This is a genomic window from Deltaproteobacteria bacterium (genome assembly GCA_016178705.1).
Lineage (GTDB): Bacteria > Desulfobacterota > Binatia > HRBIN30 > JACQVA1 > JACOST01.
In genome coordinates this window covers 49894-68460 of record JACOST010000013.1, presented here as the reverse complement: position 1 = coordinate 68460, position 18567 = coordinate 49894, and the positions used below count along the sequence as shown (strand labels likewise).

Genomic DNA, 18567 nt, shown 5'->3' with positions numbered 1-18567 from the left:
AGTCAGCACCCAAGCGAAGATTGAAAACGCGCAGAGGTATCTCGGATGCATCTCACAAACCCTCTTCCAAAAGTTCTCTTACATTGCGAAAAAACGGTTTGCCCGCTATGCCAATGAGCGGCTCTTCCTTTAGGATCTCGCGGTAGAAGTTTGGTGTGGAGGCCGACTTACCGCGCGGTCCCGTCAATATTCGATCGAGCTGATCCAATCGGTCATCTGAATTTCCGCGGAAGGGCGCGAGCTTCAACGTCTCGCCATCCCAGCGCGATGCGCGGACCATCCATCGCCAGTCGGAAAGAGTGTTGTCCATGACAACAGGCTCATAGCGACTCTTGAACACGATCAATCGCGGATCGAGGTAGTCAAACGCGTTGAACGGAGGCCGTAGACGCGGCCCCCAACAGGGGATTAGGTAAACGCCGTTCGCGTCGGTGACGGCCTCCGAGATCTTCATGCGCTGATCGTGCTTGCCAAATCCCACCACGTTGGTGAGAAGAATCCAGTCCGCCACGACTACCGCGCCTTCGATGGGCTGCTGCGTCTCGGCGTCAACGACTCTGCCGCGAATGGATTTCGCGACGTATACGGGCGGGGCGCAGCCGTTGAAGCCGAGCACGATCAGGGGCGCGACCAGCCATCCGAGCAACAGATGCTTCGACATGACTCGTTCTCTCCTCACATCGCTTCGATGCGCCACACGCCATCGCTTCCGTGGAGGAAATAGACCAAGAAGATGCGGTCGCGCCCGTCGATGGTGCGGTTGACGCCGTATTCGCCGATTTCAGGTGCCAGCGACACGCGCTGCAAGGGCGAATACGAGGCCACAATGCTTGGCATGTTTGCCAGCAGCGCCTCGAACACCGGCCCGTACTTCTCTTGCGCACTCGACGTCAGGAACCCCAGCGCTGCCTCTTTGTCTCCTGCCGCCAGCGCGCTGGTCATGGCGGTCCAGATGCTCTGGAACAGCGCATCCATCGTCGCCGGATCAACGACCTGCACGTCTGTCGTGGCGACCGAGAGCTGTCCTTGACTATCCGTGATACTCAACCGCACCTCGTAGGTACCCGGCGCCGAGTACACGTAGTGCAACGCCCGCTCGGCGTTGGCGGTAGTGAAATCGGCGACACCGTCACCGTTGAAGTCGATGCTGAGGGTCTGCATCGCACCGCTGAATTGATAGCTGAACGTCACGAACAACGGCGCCGGGCCGTTGTTCGGTGTGGCCGACAGCGTCAACCCCGTCGTCGCGGATTGAGCCGTGATCGTTACACTGGTGGTCGCGCTATCACCGCGCAGGTTGGTGGCGGTCGCCGTAATTTCGTTGCTGCCCAGTACGATAGGAATGCTGGGAGCGATGAACGTCCCACTTTCGACCAGGGCACTCAGCCCGTTCACCACGACTCCGATATTCGGCGCGGTGGGGATCGTCCCGTGAACCGCAATCGGTCCACCGGCCACATTGGCTCCATCGCCGGGCGTGGTGATGGCGACGCTCAACGTCCCTACGTGCAGCATGCCCGGAGGACCGCTATTGCCGGCGCGGTCCGTCACCACGATCGAGAGGTCGTCTCCGTTCTGCGCGGCGAGCGTCGCCGCAAATTCCCCATCCGAGTCCACATCGGCCTCCGCGCTCTCGCTCGTCCGTTGATTGGTAACCGTTACCGAGCTCTTGGCTTCCACGCTTCCCGGCAGGCCGTGCACCGTAGCCGGAGCATTGCTGCGTGTGCCGATGGCAATGAGGCGGAGGACCGGAGCCGGCGGCGGCTCAGTGTCGAGCACGACGTAGATGCGATAGTTCGCTGGCAAGGTATTGGCGGCTGTTGCGGTCGCCGTGATGGCGTTGATGCCTTCGACGAGCGGAACGTTCGCGGAGAACGCTTCGTCGACCAATGTGGCGCCCACCTCGTTCACAACGACGCTGTCGGCTGCAGATGCCGTGCCCGTCACAGTGAGCAGTGAACTGTTCGTATAGGTTCCATCTGCGGGAGCTTCGATGACAACGCGAGGTGCGGTCGGTGGGACGAATGGCGTTGGCGTCGGAGTCGGGTCTTGTTCGGGCGCTTCGGCAATCGAGAGCTGGAACGTGCCCGCGGCGTCGCCGAATCCATCGACCACGATGATCACCGTCTGACCCGCTACGAGCTGGACGTTGATCTGCGACTGCATGCTGCCGTTCGTATCGTCATTGCAGGCGAGTTCGCGACCGTTGCACACCCCATCGCGGACATACAGGACCGTGTCGAATGCGGAGCCGAGTGTTTCGATCACATAGGCACCGTCGGCCGGCGCGGTCCATTCATAAGTGAAGTCCGGAGCGGTGTCACCGCCCTCGCCGCATGCCGCGCCGCCCAAAGCATTGGCTCCACCGACGGTCGTGCCGGTCACGGATACTGGAACCGTACTGCCCAGATCAGTCTGCACACAACCCAGGTCGGGAGTTGGGGTTGGCTGCCCTGCGCATGAACACGTGGCGGCGCATTGGTCGCCGGCCTCAGCAGCGCAGGCATTGTCCCACTGCACGTCGCAGCAGAACGAGTCGAGGGCGCAGACGCACGATGCACACGCCGAGTTATCGCAACTTGGGCTGAGATTCTCGACGCAGCAGTCTCCCGGAGGTCCAGCGGTCGGTGTCGGTGTTGGCGGTGCCGGCGTAGCGGTCGCAACGCCACCAGGTGTCGGTGTGCCCATCGCGCACGTGCAGATCAGCGTGCACCCGTCACTGGCCTCGACGGCGCACAGCCCGTCCCATTGCGAGGTGCAGCAGAAGGAGTCCAACTCGCACACGCACGCGGCACAGGTCGAATCATCGCAACCGGCCGTTGTGTTAGCCTCGCAGCAGTCGCCAGGCGTCGGGGTCGGAGTCACCGTTGGGGTCGGGGTCGGGGTCACGGTCGGGTGTAGTGAAGCGTTTATGATCAACTGATAGCTCCCGCTCTGACTCCCGGAGCCATAGACGGTAATCGCGAGCATCTGGCCAGCGTTCAACGTCAAGGTGATCGGATCAAATTGCGTTGCCGACTCAGGGTCGGTGAAGTTGGCTTTGCAACCCAGTTCTGCGCCGTCGCACGCCGTGCCGCGGATCGAGAGAATGGCATCGAAGGTCAACGCCGCCAGAGTGAACGTATAGGTGTCGCTCTCGGGCGCGATCCACTGGTAGGTGAAGTCCGGCGCCTGATTGTTGAAATCGCCACAACTCGCGCCGACCATCGCGTTCGACTGCCCGGCCGTGCTGCCGGGTACCTCGATTGGGATTGCGTTGCCAAGATCGCTCTGCGCGCACGACAGCAGCGCGGCGGGCGTCGCGGTGCTCGTGGGCGTCTCGCTCGCCGTTGGGCTCGCCGTCGGCGTTTCGGTTGGTGTCGCGGGTGGTGTTGCGATCGGAGTGTCCGATGGAGTCGCGGTGGGCGTATCGGTCGGGGTCGCGGTAGCCGTGTGGGTGTCGGTTGGCGTTTGAGTTGGCGTGTCAGTCGGAGTCGCGGTGGCGGTCGGTGTGTCGGTCGGAGTTGGAGTCGGTGTGTCGGTCGGCGTCACCGTAGCAGTCGGGGTGTCCGTTGGCGCATCCGTCGGCGTACTCGTCAGTGTGTAGGTCCGTGTCGCGGTGTTCGTGATCGTGGCCGTATTCGTCTGCGTGTAGGTCCGCGTCGGCGTATTTGTGACGGTCGCGGTGACGGTCACGGTATTGGTCCGCGTCGCCGTATTCGTCTGCGTGTACGAGCGGGTCGGCGTGTTCGTCACCGTGTACGTTTGCGTTGCCGTATTGGTCGTCGTGCTCGTCGGCGTTGCGGTCAGCGTAGCGGTCGGCGCGGCGTACGCCACCATCAACCCGAGCGCCGTCTCCTTGATCGGTGAGGTGGTGGTGTCGTAGACCGCAACGCCGATTTGGGTCGCATCGAGCGTGGCCGGCGTCCACGGCGCCGCGTCGTAAGGGCGCACTGTGGTGGGATCCCGAAACGTCGTGGTGTAGTTGCTGCCGCGATTCAACCACCCGAAAAACGGCTTGCCGTCCATCAGCGTGTCGACGCGACCGTTCCCGCGGTCCCAGAATTTCACCCACGCAATCGGCTCGGTAATGCCGGCGGTGTCGGCGCTGGTATGAGAAAAGAGTTCTTGCTGACCGGTCACCGTGCTGGTCAGCCGTGTCGGGTCGCCGTCAGGCGGAAGTTCATCCAGACAATCGTAGTGACCGCTCGTACAGCCGCTCGCCGTCCAGGCGTTCGGGGTGGCGTCAGCCGTGGGGCGCAGGTTCACGATCCGCATGTTGCCGATCGGCTGCGTATCGTCGTAGCTCGCGTAGAAGTCGTCGATCATCAGCGCCGCGGTCGCGTCGCGGGTGCCGAGGTAGTCCCCCACGGTGTAGTTCGGTGAGACAGCAAAACTCGCCGCGCAGTCGGTGACCGCTTCGAGCAGCGTCCCATTCTCTGCATAGAGCCACGCCTGGAAGACGCCGCTCGGACCGTTGGTCGCGCGCACTTCCAGCCGGTACCACGTGTTCAACTGCACGGTGGTGCTGAAGGCGGTCGGGCAATCGACCGAATTGGCCTGTAGTCGTAGCGACTGGTCGCTGCCGCGAACGAACGCCCGCGCATAGATTCCACCGGGCTGATCCAGCAAGTGAATATCCGCCTCGCCGGCGGGACCAGGCCACGCGGTCAACTTGAAGCGGGCAGACGCGCGCGCCCCGGTTGTACCGTAGCCCGCACCGCTCCACACTATGCCACCACCGGGCACCAGGCTGACGCAATACGCGCCGCTGGCGCAGCCGGACGACGCGATGCTAACTCCCGACTGACCCGCCTCCATCGTGTCGCTCTCCCATCCGATCCCGTTCGAGGTGGAAGGCGCCGTGTACGTGAGTTGCAACTGCATCACGTCGACGTAGGCATAGCGCGACGACGTGGCTTGGTTGTGCACCGCCATGGCGACGCCCGCGCCCGTTTGCGTCCAGTCCCATGGGTTCAACGCGTTGTCGGTGAAGACATAGTCTTTCGTCGCGTCCGTGGTGGCGGGCCAGTCGGCCGTCGGATCGTCGACGTGCTCGGTGGCTTGTACGATACCGTCCTTGACCAGACGAATCGCATTGGTCTGACAAGTCGCCGCCGCCTGGCAGTGCCGTTCCACGCGCACGAGGGTCTGTGTGATCGTCGCGTCGTAGGGCAGATTCCCGGGACCAATGCCAAAGTTGGTGCACTTGAGGAAACGGGATGTGTTCCCCGGCGCCACCAACGCCGTTGCCCACAAATTGTCGCTGCTCAGAGCATGAGTCTCCCCACCCCACGCCGTGGCTTCGCCATTCGCAGCGTCCTCAGCACATGTACCCGGATTGCCAGGGCCGAACACCGGATCGATCACGTACGGCAGTGCGGTCTCGGGCAACGACGAGTCATCGCACGCCATGACCAAGCGTTGGGGGAAGATCGCCGCTTGCCACGTACATGGGACCTCGGTGCCGTCCGCGCCGACGATCCGTGGCTGCGAGACACGCCAGAACGAGTTCACGGCGTCACCGTCGGGGTCGACGGTGAACGGCTCCCACATCCCGCTCAGCTCGTACGGCCAGTCCACAGTGGTGACACCGCGCGGCGCATTCACCGCTTCGCTCGTCCAGTGTTGCCCGTCGCGGTCGAGCATCAGCGTCCACGCCAGACCGCCGGCCACAATCGTCGACGTCGGGTTCGCGTCTACCGCGGGGCGCCCGACCAACCAGGTCATCCCACCCGTCGCGTCGCGCAGTGCGTACGAGACGACACCGAGGGTCTGCGCATCGCCCTCAATCGCCGAGTAACGCACGACGAATCCCGGCCATTGATCGGCCAGGTCATCGCTGCCGTCGGCGTGAAACTGACGGACGCCACGTTGCCAATGTCCCTGCGCGTCTTGCCAATTACGGGGTAACTGATCGCTCACCAGCACCCGTTGCCCGTTGGCGAGTTGTGCAACCGAAGTCATCTCCCCACGGAGTTCGGCCAGCTCGCACGGCGGTGCGCTACTATCGCAGGTAGGAAGCTCTTCGGGTTGCACCACCACGGCGTGAGCAGTTATCGGCGCGATCACCGCCACGAGCGCAGCGGCCAGCGCGGCGATGATGAGCACACGCAATGCGACTCGGCTACGGCCGGCGGTCACCCGTTGAGTGCTCGCATCGATCCGGTGACTGCGCACTGCCCCTCCTGCTCTCGCGCGTTGTCGCGGGAGGCGCGCACATAGTTCGTCGTGTCGTACTATGTCAAGACAATTCTCTTCATCTCGAGCAACATTCTTCTACGCTCCCTCATTGCGCCGACAATCGGTGGCGGTCGTGGCATTCGCGCGGGGTGCTGTCTACGCTGAGCGAGACGATCGCGAAAACCTAGGTCGCCGGTGAACTGCTGTACGCCGCCGAATGACGTCGCGTCCACGATCGTGCCGGCGCCCAGCTTGAACCGGTGCACTTCATCGGTACGTGCACCGCACCTGCGCTACCTTCCTGGCGATCTCCGACCGCCGCTTCTTGCTATCTGGCCTTGCAGTCGCAAGCTAGGCGCGTCGCATCATCAATTGCCCAGCGGGATCATCGGAGATTGGCATGTCCATGTCCCATGCCTCGCCACATTCGCACTCAAAGTGCTGCACGAAGACCCTCGCGCCGGACGCCCGCTCTTGACTCCCGCGACGGTCGCCCTGCACTTCCCGATCGCACCTGTGGCATTTCATGCGCCGCTCATTGTCATGGGCGACCACGACCATCTTTGATGAGGCCGTCACCGGGTTGGAGGAAGATGGCGGTTGGAAGTCCTCGCTCGCAGCCGACGGACGTACCCGGCATTGGGCCGATTCCGGCCGATGGCCTTCGGACCGGCACTACGAGCGCGTAGCTCACGGAGCGCGGTCCGCAGCGTGCTCGATTCGAGCCCGAGCGTTTCGCACATGACCTTGAAAGCGAAGGGCCAGCGCTTCTCACTTTGCATCCAGTGCTCAGCTTCTGCCCGAACAACCGACCCAGCACCGAGATAGTCGCGGATACCACCCTCGAGCACGGCGAGCATCAGCGCTTGCGTCGCGTTGCGCGGTGCCGTCTGCGGCCGGCTGGCGGCAGGACGAAGGGCGATGATCTGACGGAGTTCGTCAGAGTCCGCCTTCAGGGTTGCTTCGGCATCAAGATCGGGAACAGCCACGGTGTGTAGTCCAGCGAGCCGCAGCTCTCTGCGCCGCCGGGTGTGTTTAGTGCCGTCCACTCGTTCGAGTCAAGCTTTGCCTTTGATCAAGTCTCGTGCGCAGGTATGGTCGGGACGACGCGCCGGTTCGGGGCGCTCGCGGCTGAATAAGCTTCCAGCCCTTTCGGGAGGAGATGCCTAGCCCGCGCGTCGCCCATGTTTTGGCCGACAGGCATGGCTTGGTCGCTACGGCTTCCGTCCATATGAAGACTGAAATTTTCAGATCGGTTGCGGGCGTTGTGTGGTGGCGGGGTGAGCGCATTCTGCACCTACAGCCGAGCCCGAATCACGAGACGACGGAGCAAGAGGCGGCTGAGCTTCTCACGGCGGCCGTGCGTTTTCTTCGGGGGAAAGGGTTCCGTTGCTGATTGATCGGAGCCATTCCTACTCCCCATCCTTCGGGGCACTACAGATGTTGGCACCAAAGACCGCAGAGCTGTTCTCAGCGATCGCGTACTATGCGCCCACGATGCAGGCCCGGAGTGCGTCCAGGGTCGTGGTGAAGACATTTCTCAAGGACGCGATGGAGGCCGTCGCGGTCTTTGACGAAGAGGAGACCGCCGTGCGGTGGTTGGTGTCCTTCAACTCCGAGACGTAGCGCCCTCCAAACCGACCTTTTGTGCAGAGTCGACTTCTTGCGCAAAGCCGGCGCTGCGAGAAACATTCTGCCAGCCACTTTCGACTTTGGACTTTCAACCTTGGACTGCGGGCGAAGCCCGCGCTAAGACGGAACACACATAGGAGTCTATGACAACGCAGCAGACGTGGGATCCGGAACGCTATGCGCGCAACGCGCGCTTTGTCGCCGACCTCGGCATGCCGGTGGTGGAGTTGCTCGCGCCGAAAGCCGGCGAACGCATCCTCGACCTCGGTTGTGGTGATGGTGCATTGACCGAAAAGCTCGTTGCCTTGGGTTGCGCGGTCGTCGGAGTTGACGGCAGCGCCGAGCAGATCGCGGCAGCGCGCGCCCGCGGACTCGATGCGCAGGTGATGGACGGCGAGCGCTTGAGCTTCGAAAACGAATTCGATGCGGTCTTCAGCAACGCGGCGATGCACTGGATGCGGCGCGCCGACGACGTGATCGCCGGCGTCGGGCGCGCGCTCAAACCGGGCGGACGGTTTGTCGCCGAGTTCGGTGGAAATGGTTGCGTGGCGACTATCGCCCGCGCGCTGGTCGCCGCGCTCGATCGCCGCGGGGTCGATGGCGCCGCCGCGAACCCCTGGTACTTTCCGACCGCTGAGGACTACGGCCAGCGACTCAGGGCTGGTGGGTTCGTCGTGAACTACCTCGCGCTCATTCCGCGCCCAACGCCATTGCCGGGAGACATCACGGGCTGGCTCGAAACCTTCGCTGAGAGTTTCACCGCCGTGTTGCCGGCAGCCGAGCGCGCCGCGTTCATCGACGAAGTCAGAGAGGCCGCGCGCCCGGCGCTGTGCGACGCCCAAGGTCAGTGGACCGCCGACTACGTGCGGTTGCGTTTCGCGGCAACCAAGCCGTGACCCGGCGACGCTATCGGCCTACGGTCCGACGAACTGCCCGTGATCGCGATGACTAGACTGGCGGCAGCGTGAAGTAGAACGTGGCGCCGCGGCCGACGGCCGCCTCGGCCCACACCCGGCCGCCGTGGCGGCGAACGATTCGTTGCACGGTTGCCAACCCGACTCCCGTGCCCTCGAATTCTCGACTATTGTGCAGACGTTGGAATGCGCCAAAGAGTCTGGCGGCGTACTTCATATCGAACCCGGCACCGTCGTCACGGACGAAAAACACTGGCGAATGGAGAGCGCACAGTTCGGAAGACAGAGTGTCCGACGCGGACGGTCCAACTCGCTCGATTCCAAACTCCGCATTCAGCACTCCGAATTCGATGCGCGCGGACGGCTGCTTGCCGGTGTACTTCCAGGCATTGCCGAGTAGGTTCTCCATCACGGTCCGGAGGAGAAGCGCATCGCCGCGAGCGGTGATATTGGGGGCAACGATCAAGTCGATGCGGCGATCGGGATTGGCGTTGCGGAGTTCGGCGAGGATGTCCTGCGCCAAGGCGCTGAGATCGACCGCGCGATACGTCATCTCGGTGCGCGTGACGCGCGCCAGCGACAGCAGGTCGGCGATGAGATCGCCCATGCGCGTGGCGGCGGCGTTGATGCGCTTGAGGTAGTGCTGGCCTTGCTCGTCAAGCTGCGCGGCGTAGTCTTCCATCAGGGCTTTGCTGAATCCGCTGATCCCCCGCAGCGGCGCCCGCAGGTCATGCGACACCGAATAGCTGAAGGCTTCCAATTCCTGGTTGGCGGCTTCCAGTTGCGTGGTGCGCTCGTGCACACGTTCTTCGAGTTCAGCATTGAGGCGACGCACTTGGTCTTCGACCTGGCGCAGCTGCAACGCGTAGCGAATGGTGCGTTCCAACAACGGCGCATCAATCCTGGCTTTGGCGAGGTAGTAGGCCGCACCGGCTTGCATGGCCTCGAGGTCGACATCGCGGCTGCCTTGGCCGGTGAGGACGATCACTGGCGCCTGACAGCCGAGAGCTTCGGCCTCGCGCAAGAACTCGATGCCGCTGTGATCACCCAGGCGATAGTCGAGCAAATACACGTCATGCTCCTGGCGAACCAGCGCCGCGTGCGCACCTTCGTAGTCAGGCACCCACTCGATATCGAAGCGCTCCCCATCGATCTCGTTGAGCAGGTCACGCGTGAGGATGTAGTCGTCTTGATCGTCCTCGATCAGCAGTACGCGCACCGGGCGGTTGCTCGTCGCCGTCGGTGGTGCCCGATTGGCGAAGTTGTGGGCCGCGGACGTTGGGTGGGCCATCGGGCAACTCCTTCTGGCAAGCGCGCTATGGCTGCATCGGCAGATCGACGATGTCGAACCAGTACTGGCCCAGGGTCTTCATCACTTCGACCAAACCTCCAAAGGTGACTGGCTTGGTGATGAACGAGCTGGCTCCGCTGGTATAGCTGCGCAGGATGTCTTCCTCGGACTTGGAGGTGGTGAGCACCACGATCGGGATGTCGCGCAACTGGGCGTCGCCTTTGATTTGGCGCAAGGCTTCGCGCCCGTCCTTCCGTGGCATGTTGAGATCGAGCAAGATCAAGCCCGGGCGTGGGGCGGCGCCAAGAGCCTCATACGACCCGCGGCGAAGCAGATAGTCCATCAACTCCTCCCCGTCTTGGACGAAGCGGAGATCATTTACGACACGGCTCTCGGCCAAGGCATCGCGGGTCATTATGCAGTCTTCCTGGTCATCGTCGGCCATCACAATCGTGATGCTGGTGCGGTTGCCTTTCATCGACTACCTCCTATGCTCACGAGCCCAGCGTGGAGCCGCGCTCGTCGCTGCGATGTCGCAGTGGCAGCGTCACAGCGAAGGTCGCCCCATGGCCGGGGGTGCTGCGCGCGGTGATGTCGCCCTGATGACGGTCGACGATTTTCCGGCAGATCGCCAACCCGAGCCCGGTTCCCGGATACTCACTGCGGACGCGCAGTCGTTGGAAAATGGTGAAGATGCGGTCGAGATACTTCTCTTCGAAGCCAATCCCGTTGTCGGCGATCAGGATCGTCGCCGAATCGGGTGTCGACGCGGTCTCGTCGGTGAAGACGCGAACGACCGGTGGCGCGTTGGGGCGATGAAACTTCAGGGCGTTGCTGAGCAGATTCTGGAATAGTTGGCGCATCTGCATCGGATCGGCCTCGATCGTTGGCAACTCCTCGGTCTCGATTCGGCCCTGCGTTTGATCGAGGCGAGTCTCGAGATCGGAGACCACGCCTCGCAACACCATGTTGAGGTCGACGCTGGTGAACGGATGCGTCTTGGCGGTGACGCGGGAAAAGGACATTAGGTCGTCGATCAGTGTCCCCATGCGGTTCGCGGCATCGCCGGCGCGTGTCAGGTAGTCGCGAGCCTCATCCGGGAGAGCCGAGGCGTACTTGCTGATCAGCCGGTCACTGAACGATTGGATCTTTCGCAACGGCTCCTGGAGATCGTGCGAGGCGATGTGGGCGAATTGTTCCAGCTCTCGATTGGAGCGCGCCAGCTCGGCCAGACTCCGTTGCAACTCGTCTTCCCGATGCTTGCGCTCGGTGATGTCGCGAATGATGCCGGTGAAGATGTGCTGCTCGCCGATGTACGCCTCGCTGACGGCGAGTTCGAGCGGAAAGAGGGTCCCGTCTTTGCGCCGGCCGAGGACCTCGCGGCCAATGCCGATGATCTTGCGCTCGCCGGTGCGGCGATAGTTGGCCAGATACTGATCGTGCTCTTCGCTGTAGGGCGACGGCATCAGCATGTTGACGTTGCGACCGATGACCTCGGCGGCCGCGTAGCCGAACAGGCGCTCGGCTGCGGGATTGAACGATTGCACGTTGCCGTGCTCGTCGATGGTGATGATGGGATCGGCCGCAGCATCGAGGATCGCTCGCGTGCGGGCTTCGCTCTGGCGCAGGCCGTTCTCGGCCTGCTTGCGTGCAGTGATGTCGCGAATGATGCCGGTAAAGATGCGCTGATCGCCGATGTGCGCCTCGCCGACGGCGAGATCGAGCGGAAAGAGCGTACCATCTTTGCGCCGGCCGATGACCTCGCGGCCAATGCCGATGAGCTTACGCTCACCGGTACGGCGATAGTTGGCCAGATACTGATCGTGTTCTTCGCTGTAGGGCGACGGCATCAGTATGTTGACGTTGTGACCGATGACCTCGGCGGCCGCGTAGCCGAATAAACGTTCGGCCGCGGGATTCCATGATTGCACGTTGCCGTGCTCGTCGATGGTGATGACCGGATCGACGGCTGCATCGAGGATCGCGCGCGTAAGGGCTTCGCTCTGGCGCAGTGCTCGTTCGCCTCCATGCTGTGCGCTCCCGGCCTGTTCGTCGGTATTCATGAGCGATCCTGGTGAACCGGCAGGGTGATGATGAACGTTGCACCCTCGCCGGGTGCGCTACGCGCGGTGATAGTACCACCGTGGCGCTTGGCAATCTTGGCGCAGATGGCGAGACCGATACCGGTACCCTCGTATTCCCCGCGCCCGTGTAGGCGCTGGAACATCGTGAAGATGCGATCGCTGTACCGCTCGTCGAAACCGATACCGTTGTCAGCCACCGCAATCGCTATCGTCCCCGAATCTGCGAGGGCTCCGTTGGCGCAGAGACGAACGACGGGGGGCGTGTCGGGGCGATGAAACTTGAGCGCGTTTCCGATCAGATTCATCAGTAGCAGCCGCATTTGGGTGGGGTCGGCGTCGACGTGGGGCAAGGGCGCGACCTCGACCCGGCCGTGCGCTTGTTCGATGCGGGTTTCGAGATCCGCAACCGCTTCGCGGGCGGCGACGGTGAGGTCGATCGACTCAAAAGCTTGCGCTTTGGTAGTGATGCGCGAGAAGGTCAGCAATGCGTTGATCATTGCCTGCATGCGGCCGGCGGCGTTGCGCATGCGATCGACGTAGTCGCGCGCCTCGGGCACAAGTGCGTCGGCGTGCCTCGCGAGCAGCCGTTCGCCGAACGTTTGAATCTTGCGCAGCGGCTCCTGAAGATCGTGCGACGCGGCCGCGGCGAACTGCTCCAGTTCGACGTTGGAGCGGGCCAACTCGGCGGTGCGCTCCGCCACCCGAATTTCCAGTTGGTCGCGCCCGCGACGCAGCGCAGCTTCCGTCCGTTTGCGCTGGCCGATGTCGCGGGTGGTTACGAAGGCCACGATGCCCAGCATCACGAGCGCCAAGATGGTGAGACCGAAAAACGCTACCATTGTCTGTTGCCGGCTCGCCTGCGAGGCTGCGGTGCGGACTGCGAGCAAGGAGTCTTCATCGGCGTTCAACTCGGCGAGCAGCGCACTGATCTCGTCCATCAATGTCAGCCCGCGCGCGGTAGCGAGTGACTCGGCCGCTGCTCCCAGGCCCCGCGCCTTGGTCGTCTGCATCACTTCCCGGCCAAAGGCGAGCAGCGAGGCGGCGAGCGGTTTCAGCGTATCGAGACGATGCTGTTGCGCGGGATTGTCGGCGGTCAGACGGTGCAGGCGGGCAACTTGTTCGTCGACTTGCTCGACGGCGGTAGCGAACGGTTGCGAGAAGCGCTCGTTTATGGTCGCGGCGTACCCACGATAGCCGCTCTGCGCCTGCGTGAGGGTCGCCCGCAGCTCATAGGAGGCTTGCAGTACGTCGCGAGTGCGCGCCACGGACGCCGCGTCGTTCACGAGCCGGTCGATGGCGCGGTAGGAAACAATCGCGATCGCTCCGATCGTTGTGAAGGCGAGGGCGATACCGATGGTGATCGCACGCTCAGCCCACGAACGGGTTGCGACGCGGTCGTTCGCACGCGTGGGGAAAGCGGCGTTCAACTGATGTGGTGAAGCTGTCAGTTCTCGCTCGGACACGGTCATCCGACTGTCTTTGTTCGCTGAGTGGTACCAACACAGAGTGTCACCCTCTTGATCTACTCAGTCAAGGGAGTTTGCATCAGGCGGCGTGTCAAGCATCTACTCAACTTCGCAGCACTGACGATGCGCTTCCGAAAGTCGGGAAGCAGTGTCGCTATTGGGTTGCGAAATACAGCGGAGTCGAACACATCACTCGGGTTCGCCGGCGCGAACTCATCGCGGCACACATCTTGGAAACTACAGCGACCATGCTCGTACGTGACTTGATGGTGACCGAAGTGGTGACGCTCGATGCGTCCGATACGTTGGATCTTGCTGACGACATCATGCGGCTGGGACGCATCCGCCACATGCCGATCGTCTCGGATCGGAAGCTGGTCGGCATTCTGTCGCAGCGTGATCTCTTTCGCGCGGCGATTTCGTCGGTGCTGCAGTTTCGCTCCTCCACCGAGCGGGAGTGGCTGGCGAAGGTGAAGATTCGGGAAGTCATGACCGCCGCGGTGTTCAGCGTGCAGCCGACCGCGCCGCTGCGCGAAGCGGTCGAGATGATGTTGAACAAGAAGATCGGGTGCGTCGTGGTGATCGCGGGCGATCGGATCGTCGGTCTATTGAGCGAGGGCGATTGCTTACGCTACCTCGCGCGGCTGCTCGACGTGGCCGAGACCAAGGCCGAGCTGCCGGAATTGGAATCGGACTGAGGGTTCGAGGCGCCCCTCGACCGCGCTCGCATCTCAGTGGGTTGGATGCGGTGCGGGTTGGCTGGCGCGAATGGCTTGCGCGCGCGCTTCGAGCGCGGCGGCTTCGGCGGCGCGCGGACTGCGACGCAGCAGGGCGGCGTAGTTGTCGAGCACACGCGCGACGGCCGCGTGATTGGGTCCGAGGTTCTTCTCGTAGGTGGCGAGCGTCTCCGCATAGAGGGGCGCGGCGGCTTCGTAGCGTCCTTGCGCGGCGTAGATCTGCGCCAACGCGAAGCGGGCGGCCGCCACATCGGTGTGGTCGGGGCCGAGCGACTTTGTGCGAATGACTAGTGCGCGCAGCACCAGCGGCTCGGCGTCATCGTAGCGCCCTTGGGCGCGACAACTGTCGGCGAGTGCGAGCAGCGTGGTCGCAACGAACAAGTGGTTGGGGCCGAGCACGCGTTCCTGGATTTCTAGTGCTTGGCGGTCGAGCGTCTCCGCCTCGGCGTATTTGTGCTGCACGCGGTCGACCGCAGCGACGTTGTTGAGGCTGGTGGCGAGGCGGCCGTCGTTGGGACCGAAGGGCGCGGCTTGCGTGACGGCGCGATTGAACAGCGCCGCGGCTTCTTCGTAGCGCCCTTGCTTGAACGCGGCCTGCCCCGCGTCGTTGGTCTCTTGCCACGCGATGTCGTCGGGTGATCCGGCCGCGCGCCGAGCCGACAGATCACGGGAACACGCCGCGCCCATGATTACCACGACAATCAGAGCCGTGGCTGCGAATTTCGATGACGACATCGTTTGACCCGCACCTCGTGACGAAGGTCAGCGTTCCACGGGGAGAATATGGCGAAACAGCGGGACCAGTTCGGGACCGCGCCGAATCGTATGCCCGCCGTCGACGCCGAGACATTGGCCGGTCACCCACGCGGCGTCATCACTCAAGAGAAAGCTGACGGCGTTCGCCACGTCCTCGGTTGTGCCGAGCCGCGACAACGGCATACAACGCAAGTAGTCGGCCACTGCCTCCTCGGCATTGGTCAAGGGCGCGGCCAAGTCAGTCGGGACGAGCCCGGGCATGACGGCGTTGACGCGGATGCCGTGTTCGCCGAGATCGTCGGCGGCGCAGCGGGTGAGCATGTTCACCGCCGCTTTCGACGCGCAGTAGGCGGTCATCCAGCGGTGAGTGAGCGCGCCGGCGATCGAACTGATGTTGACGATGCTGCCGCCGCCGGCTGCCTTCATCGCGCGCGCCTGGGCGTGCAAACAACGAAAGACCCCGATGAGATTGGTGTCGATCGTTTGCGCGAACTCTTCGGTGGTGGCGTTGAGCACGCTGCCAATCGAGCCGCCGCCGGCCGCGTTGACGGCGAGCCGCAGCGGTCCGAACCGTTCGACCGTGGTGGCGACGGCGGCCGCGACCGACGCGTCGTCGGTGACATCGCACGCGATCCATGACGCTGCCTTCCCGAGCGCGCGGGCGGCCTCGCCGACGATCTCGGCGCGGCGCCCGGCGAGCATCACGCGGCCGCCGCCGGCGACAATCGCACCGGCGCAGGCGAACCCGATCCCGGTGCCGCCGCCGGTGACGAAGCCGACCTTGCCCTCGAATCGTCCCATTTTAGATTCCCCCCGTGCTCCGAGTCTTCTCGCAGGCGAAAGTAACATTCCGAAATTCGCTACGCCATAGCTTTTTCGGCGCGTCGATTTCCGTGGGTTGCGTAGCCGGGACGCACGGCACGCATGCTGCTGCTCGCTCATCGAAGCCGGCAACCGCTGGCGGAGGCAACGTTACGATGACCGTTCGGGACTGGATGACCGCGAATCCGCAAACCATTAGCCCGCGCGACATGCTCGCGCTGGCGCAGGACAAGATGATCCGCGGCCGCTATCGACGGTTGCCGGTTCTCGACGTGTCGGGCGCGCTCATCGGCATGCTAGCGCAAGGTGATTTGCGCCCGTTCGCCGGCTACCTGCCGACCACCCGCGTCGACGCCGCGATGGTGGAGCAGCCGTTCACGATTGGTCCCGACGAACCGGTCGAGGCCGCCGCCAAACTGATGCTGGAGCGCAAGGTCGGCGGTCTGCCGGTCACCGACGACGCCGGCAAATTGATGGGGATCATCACCGAGAGCGATCTCTTGCGCGTGCTGCTGCGGCCGCGGTCGCAATAGTGCGCCGCGCGAGACGACTACCGGCCCGTGAATCGCGGCGAACGACGCTGCACGAAGGACGCGACGCCCTCCTTGAAGTCCGCGGTGGTGAAGCTGGCGACCATCTCGGTGTCGGCTTCCTGAATCGAGGCGCCGAGGTCGACGAACAGATCGCCGTAGAGCTGGCGCTTCATCAGTCGAATTGAACGCGGCGAGCATAGTGTTGCCATCTCGGTGGCCAACTCGCGTACAGTGCTCAGCAACGCGTCGTGCGGCACCACGCGGTTGATCAAACCCATGCGCTGCGCTTCCTCAGCTGTCACGATGCGGCCCGAGTACAACAGATCGCAGGCGTTGTTCATGCCGATGAGCTTGGGAAGCAGCCAGGCGCTGCCGTGCTCGGCGACCAAGCCGCGGCGGGAGAAGATCGTGCCGAAACGCGCGCGCTCGGAAGCGATCCGCATATCGTAGTAGAGCATGTATGAGAGGCCGAGCCCGACCGCGATACCGTTGACGGCGGCGATGACCGGCTTGTGCAGACCGAGCGGGTAGCTGTACTCGCCGCGGAACGCCGCCGGCAGGCTGGCGTCGAAGTCGACGTGCAAGCTGCCGTCGCCCGCGTCGGCGCCGGCCTCGCTGCCGCCTTGTTGCAACCCTTGCAGCATGTTCATGTCGGCGCCGGCGCAGTAGCCCTTGCCCGCACCGGTGACGATGATCACGCGTACGCCATCATCGCGATCGGCTTGCACCATCGCGTGGCGCACCTCCGCGCCCATGCGCATCGTCCACGCGTTCAACTTTTCTGGTCGGTTCAACGTGATGGTCGCCACACGATCGGTGACGTCGTAAAGAATTTGATCGTAGTTCATTGGCTCATCCTCTCATCGAGATGTGGTTAGCGCGTACCCCGGATATCGCGCGACTGCAACCAGGCCGCTGCTCGCTTGTTCGTTGACTCACTTGCCCCGCTCGAATAGTCAGCGCGGCATGAATAGAGGGACGATCGCCAGCGCGCGCAACGTGTTGCTGGCGGCGGTGGTTGCGGTTTCGTTCGGCTGCGGCGATTCGGACCAGCCGAGCAGCGCTCCGCCGCTCACCACCGCGGCGTTGCTGCAGCGCGGTCCCGAGGGTGTCGGGGTCACAACTAGCGAGTTCGAAGACACCAGCCGCTCGACGATGGCCAACGGCAACGTTCCCGGTTTGCCGTCGCGCACGTTACCCACGGAGATCTGGTATCCCACCGATCCGTCGCAGCCGGGTGCGACCGATGACGAAGCGCGCGACGCGCCTTTGCGGCGGGGCGGCACGCGTCACCCGCTCATCATTTACAGTCATGGCTTCATGGACACGCGCGGCGGCGGGACCGCCCTCGCGCAGCATCTCGCCAGCTACGGCTACATCGTGGCGTCGGCGGACTTCCCGCTGACGAACTTGAACACGCCCGGCGGGCCGAATGCTCGCGATCTCGTCAACCAACCCGGTGATGTGCATTTTCTCATCGATCGACTGCTCGCACTCAGCGCCGATAGTCACAGTTTCTTCGCCGGCGCCATCGATCCGGATCGCATCGGACTCACCGGCTTGTCGCTCGGCGGCTCGACGACCTTCCTCGCTACTTTTCATCCCACGTTGCGTGATCCGCGCGTGCGCGCGGCGGCGCCGATTGCGGGTATGGCATGCTTCTTCGGTTCGAAATTCTACGGCGACCGTCACGTCCCGTTGTTGATTGTGCACGGGAGCATCGACGCGATCGTTCCCTATCAACAGAATGCGGTCTTCGGTTTCAGCCAAGCCAATACGCCCAAGTACCTCGCGACCCTCGCCGACGCTTCGCACACCGGATTCACCAGTGCGGGGGTGCTGTTGTTCGAGAACTTGCGCAATCCCGACGACGTCGGTTGCAAAGCGCTCGGCGGCGGGACGCACGGCGATGACGGTGGGCCGAGCTTTACAGATCTGCTCGGCGGCGCCGACGCCGGCATCATCATGGGCGACTGCCCGCCAGGGTGTGCCGATCCGACCCCCCGCCCGCGCGCGATGCGGCCTTCTCGTCAACTCGCGCTCGAGCGCCTCGCCATTCTGCCGTTCTTCGATGCCTATTTGCGCAACGATCAACGCGCCCGCGCATTCCTCGAACATACATTGGCGGCGGAGAACGCTGACATTACGCTGCAGGCGCAGCCGTAGTTGG

14 protein-coding genes are annotated in these 18567 nt (G+C 63.6%); 5 read left to right on the top strand and 9 right to left on the bottom strand.

From position 1 onward, the window contains the following. Window positions 1–52 precede the first annotated feature (52 nt). Together HYR72_07695 and HYR72_07690 are read right to left on the bottom strand one after the other, a co-directional pair. A complete protein-coding gene (locus tag HYR72_07695; GenBank protein ID MBI1814844.1) occupies window positions 53–661 on the bottom strand; it encodes a carboxypeptidase regulatory-like domain-containing protein in 609 nt (202 codons plus the stop codon). A gap of 14 nt (window positions 662–675) precedes the next feature. Further along, entirely contained in the window at window positions 676–6159 is a 5484-nt protein-coding gene (locus tag HYR72_07690) for a hypothetical protein (GenBank protein MBI1814843.1), read from the bottom strand. 1443 nt (window positions 6160–7602) lie between these two features. Between HYR72_07690 and HYR72_07685 the strand changes: the two genes are divergently transcribed. Beyond that, window positions 7603–7788, top strand: coding sequence for a hypothetical protein (locus HYR72_07685; GenBank protein MBI1814842.1), 186 nt, complete (start codon window positions 7603–7605; stop codon window positions 7786–7788). Between the two features lie 149 nt (window positions 7789–7937). Then, entirely contained in the window at window positions 7938–8690 is a 753-nt protein-coding gene (locus HYR72_07680; GenBank protein MBI1814841.1) for a methyltransferase domain-containing protein, read from the top strand. Window positions 8691–8742: 52 nt separating this feature from the next. Here the strand turns inward: HYR72_07680 and HYR72_07675 are convergent, their stop codons facing one another. The 4 genes from HYR72_07675 to HYR72_07660 are packed head-to-tail and all read right to left on the bottom strand — an operon-like array spanning window position 8743 to window position 13021. Beyond that, on the bottom strand, window positions 8743–9999 hold the full coding sequence (locus HYR72_07675; GenBank protein MBI1814840.1) for a response regulator: 1257 nt from the start codon (window positions 9997–9999) through the stop codon (window positions 8743–8745). 25 nt (window positions 10000–10024) lie between these two features. After that, window positions 10025–10477, bottom strand: coding sequence for a response regulator (locus HYR72_07670; GenBank protein ID MBI1814839.1), 453 nt, complete (start codon window positions 10475–10477; stop codon window positions 10025–10027). Window positions 10478–10493: 16 nt separating this feature from the next. Beyond that, entirely contained in the window at window positions 10494–12062 is a 1569-nt protein-coding gene (locus tag HYR72_07665) for a PAS domain S-box protein (protein ID MBI1814838.1), read from the bottom strand. Further along, complete coding sequence (locus tag HYR72_07660; protein ID MBI1814837.1) at window positions 12059–13021, bottom strand: hypothetical protein; 963 nt, start codon at window positions 13019–13021, stop codon at window positions 12059–12061. The genes HYR72_07665 and HYR72_07660 overlap by 4 nt, the downstream gene beginning before the upstream one ends. Window positions 13022–13797: 776 nt before the next feature. Between HYR72_07660 and HYR72_07655 the strand changes: the two genes are divergently transcribed. Beyond that, window positions 13798–14247 (top strand): CBS domain-containing protein, encoded by a 450-nt coding sequence (locus HYR72_07655; GenBank protein ID MBI1814836.1) that lies wholly within the window; start codon window positions 13798–13800, stop codon window positions 14245–14247. 33 nt (window positions 14248–14280) lie between these two features. Here HYR72_07655 and HYR72_07650 read toward each other — a convergent pair whose 3' ends face one another. Together HYR72_07650 and HYR72_07645 are read right to left on the bottom strand one after the other, a co-directional pair. After that, window positions 14281–15021, bottom strand: a complete 741-nt coding sequence (locus HYR72_07650; protein MBI1814835.1) for a tetratricopeptide repeat protein — start codon at window positions 15019–15021, stop codon at window positions 14281–14283. A gap of 27 nt (window positions 15022–15048) precedes the next feature. Beyond that, window positions 15049–15843: a glucose 1-dehydrogenase gene (locus tag HYR72_07645; protein MBI1814834.1), complete on the bottom strand. Its 795-nt coding sequence runs from the start codon at window positions 15841–15843 to the stop codon at window positions 15049–15051. 176 nt (window positions 15844–16019) lie between these two features. Here HYR72_07645 and HYR72_07640 point away from each other — a divergent pair, with 176 nt between their 5' ends. After that, entirely contained in the window at window positions 16020–16397 is a 378-nt protein-coding gene (locus tag HYR72_07640) for a CBS domain-containing protein (GenBank protein ID MBI1814833.1), read from the top strand. 17 nt (window positions 16398–16414) lie between these two features. Here the strand turns inward: HYR72_07640 and HYR72_07635 are convergent, their stop codons facing one another. Beyond that, window positions 16415–17245 (bottom strand): enoyl-CoA hydratase/isomerase family protein, encoded by an 831-nt coding sequence (locus tag HYR72_07635; GenBank protein ID MBI1814832.1) that lies wholly within the window; start codon window positions 17243–17245, stop codon window positions 16415–16417. A gap of 118 nt (window positions 17246–17363) precedes the next feature. Between HYR72_07635 and HYR72_07630 the strand changes: the two genes are divergently transcribed. Then, complete coding sequence (locus HYR72_07630) at window positions 17364–18563, top strand: hypothetical protein (protein MBI1814831.1); 1200 nt, start codon at window positions 17364–17366, stop codon at window positions 18561–18563. Window positions 18564–18567 lie beyond the last annotated feature (4 nt).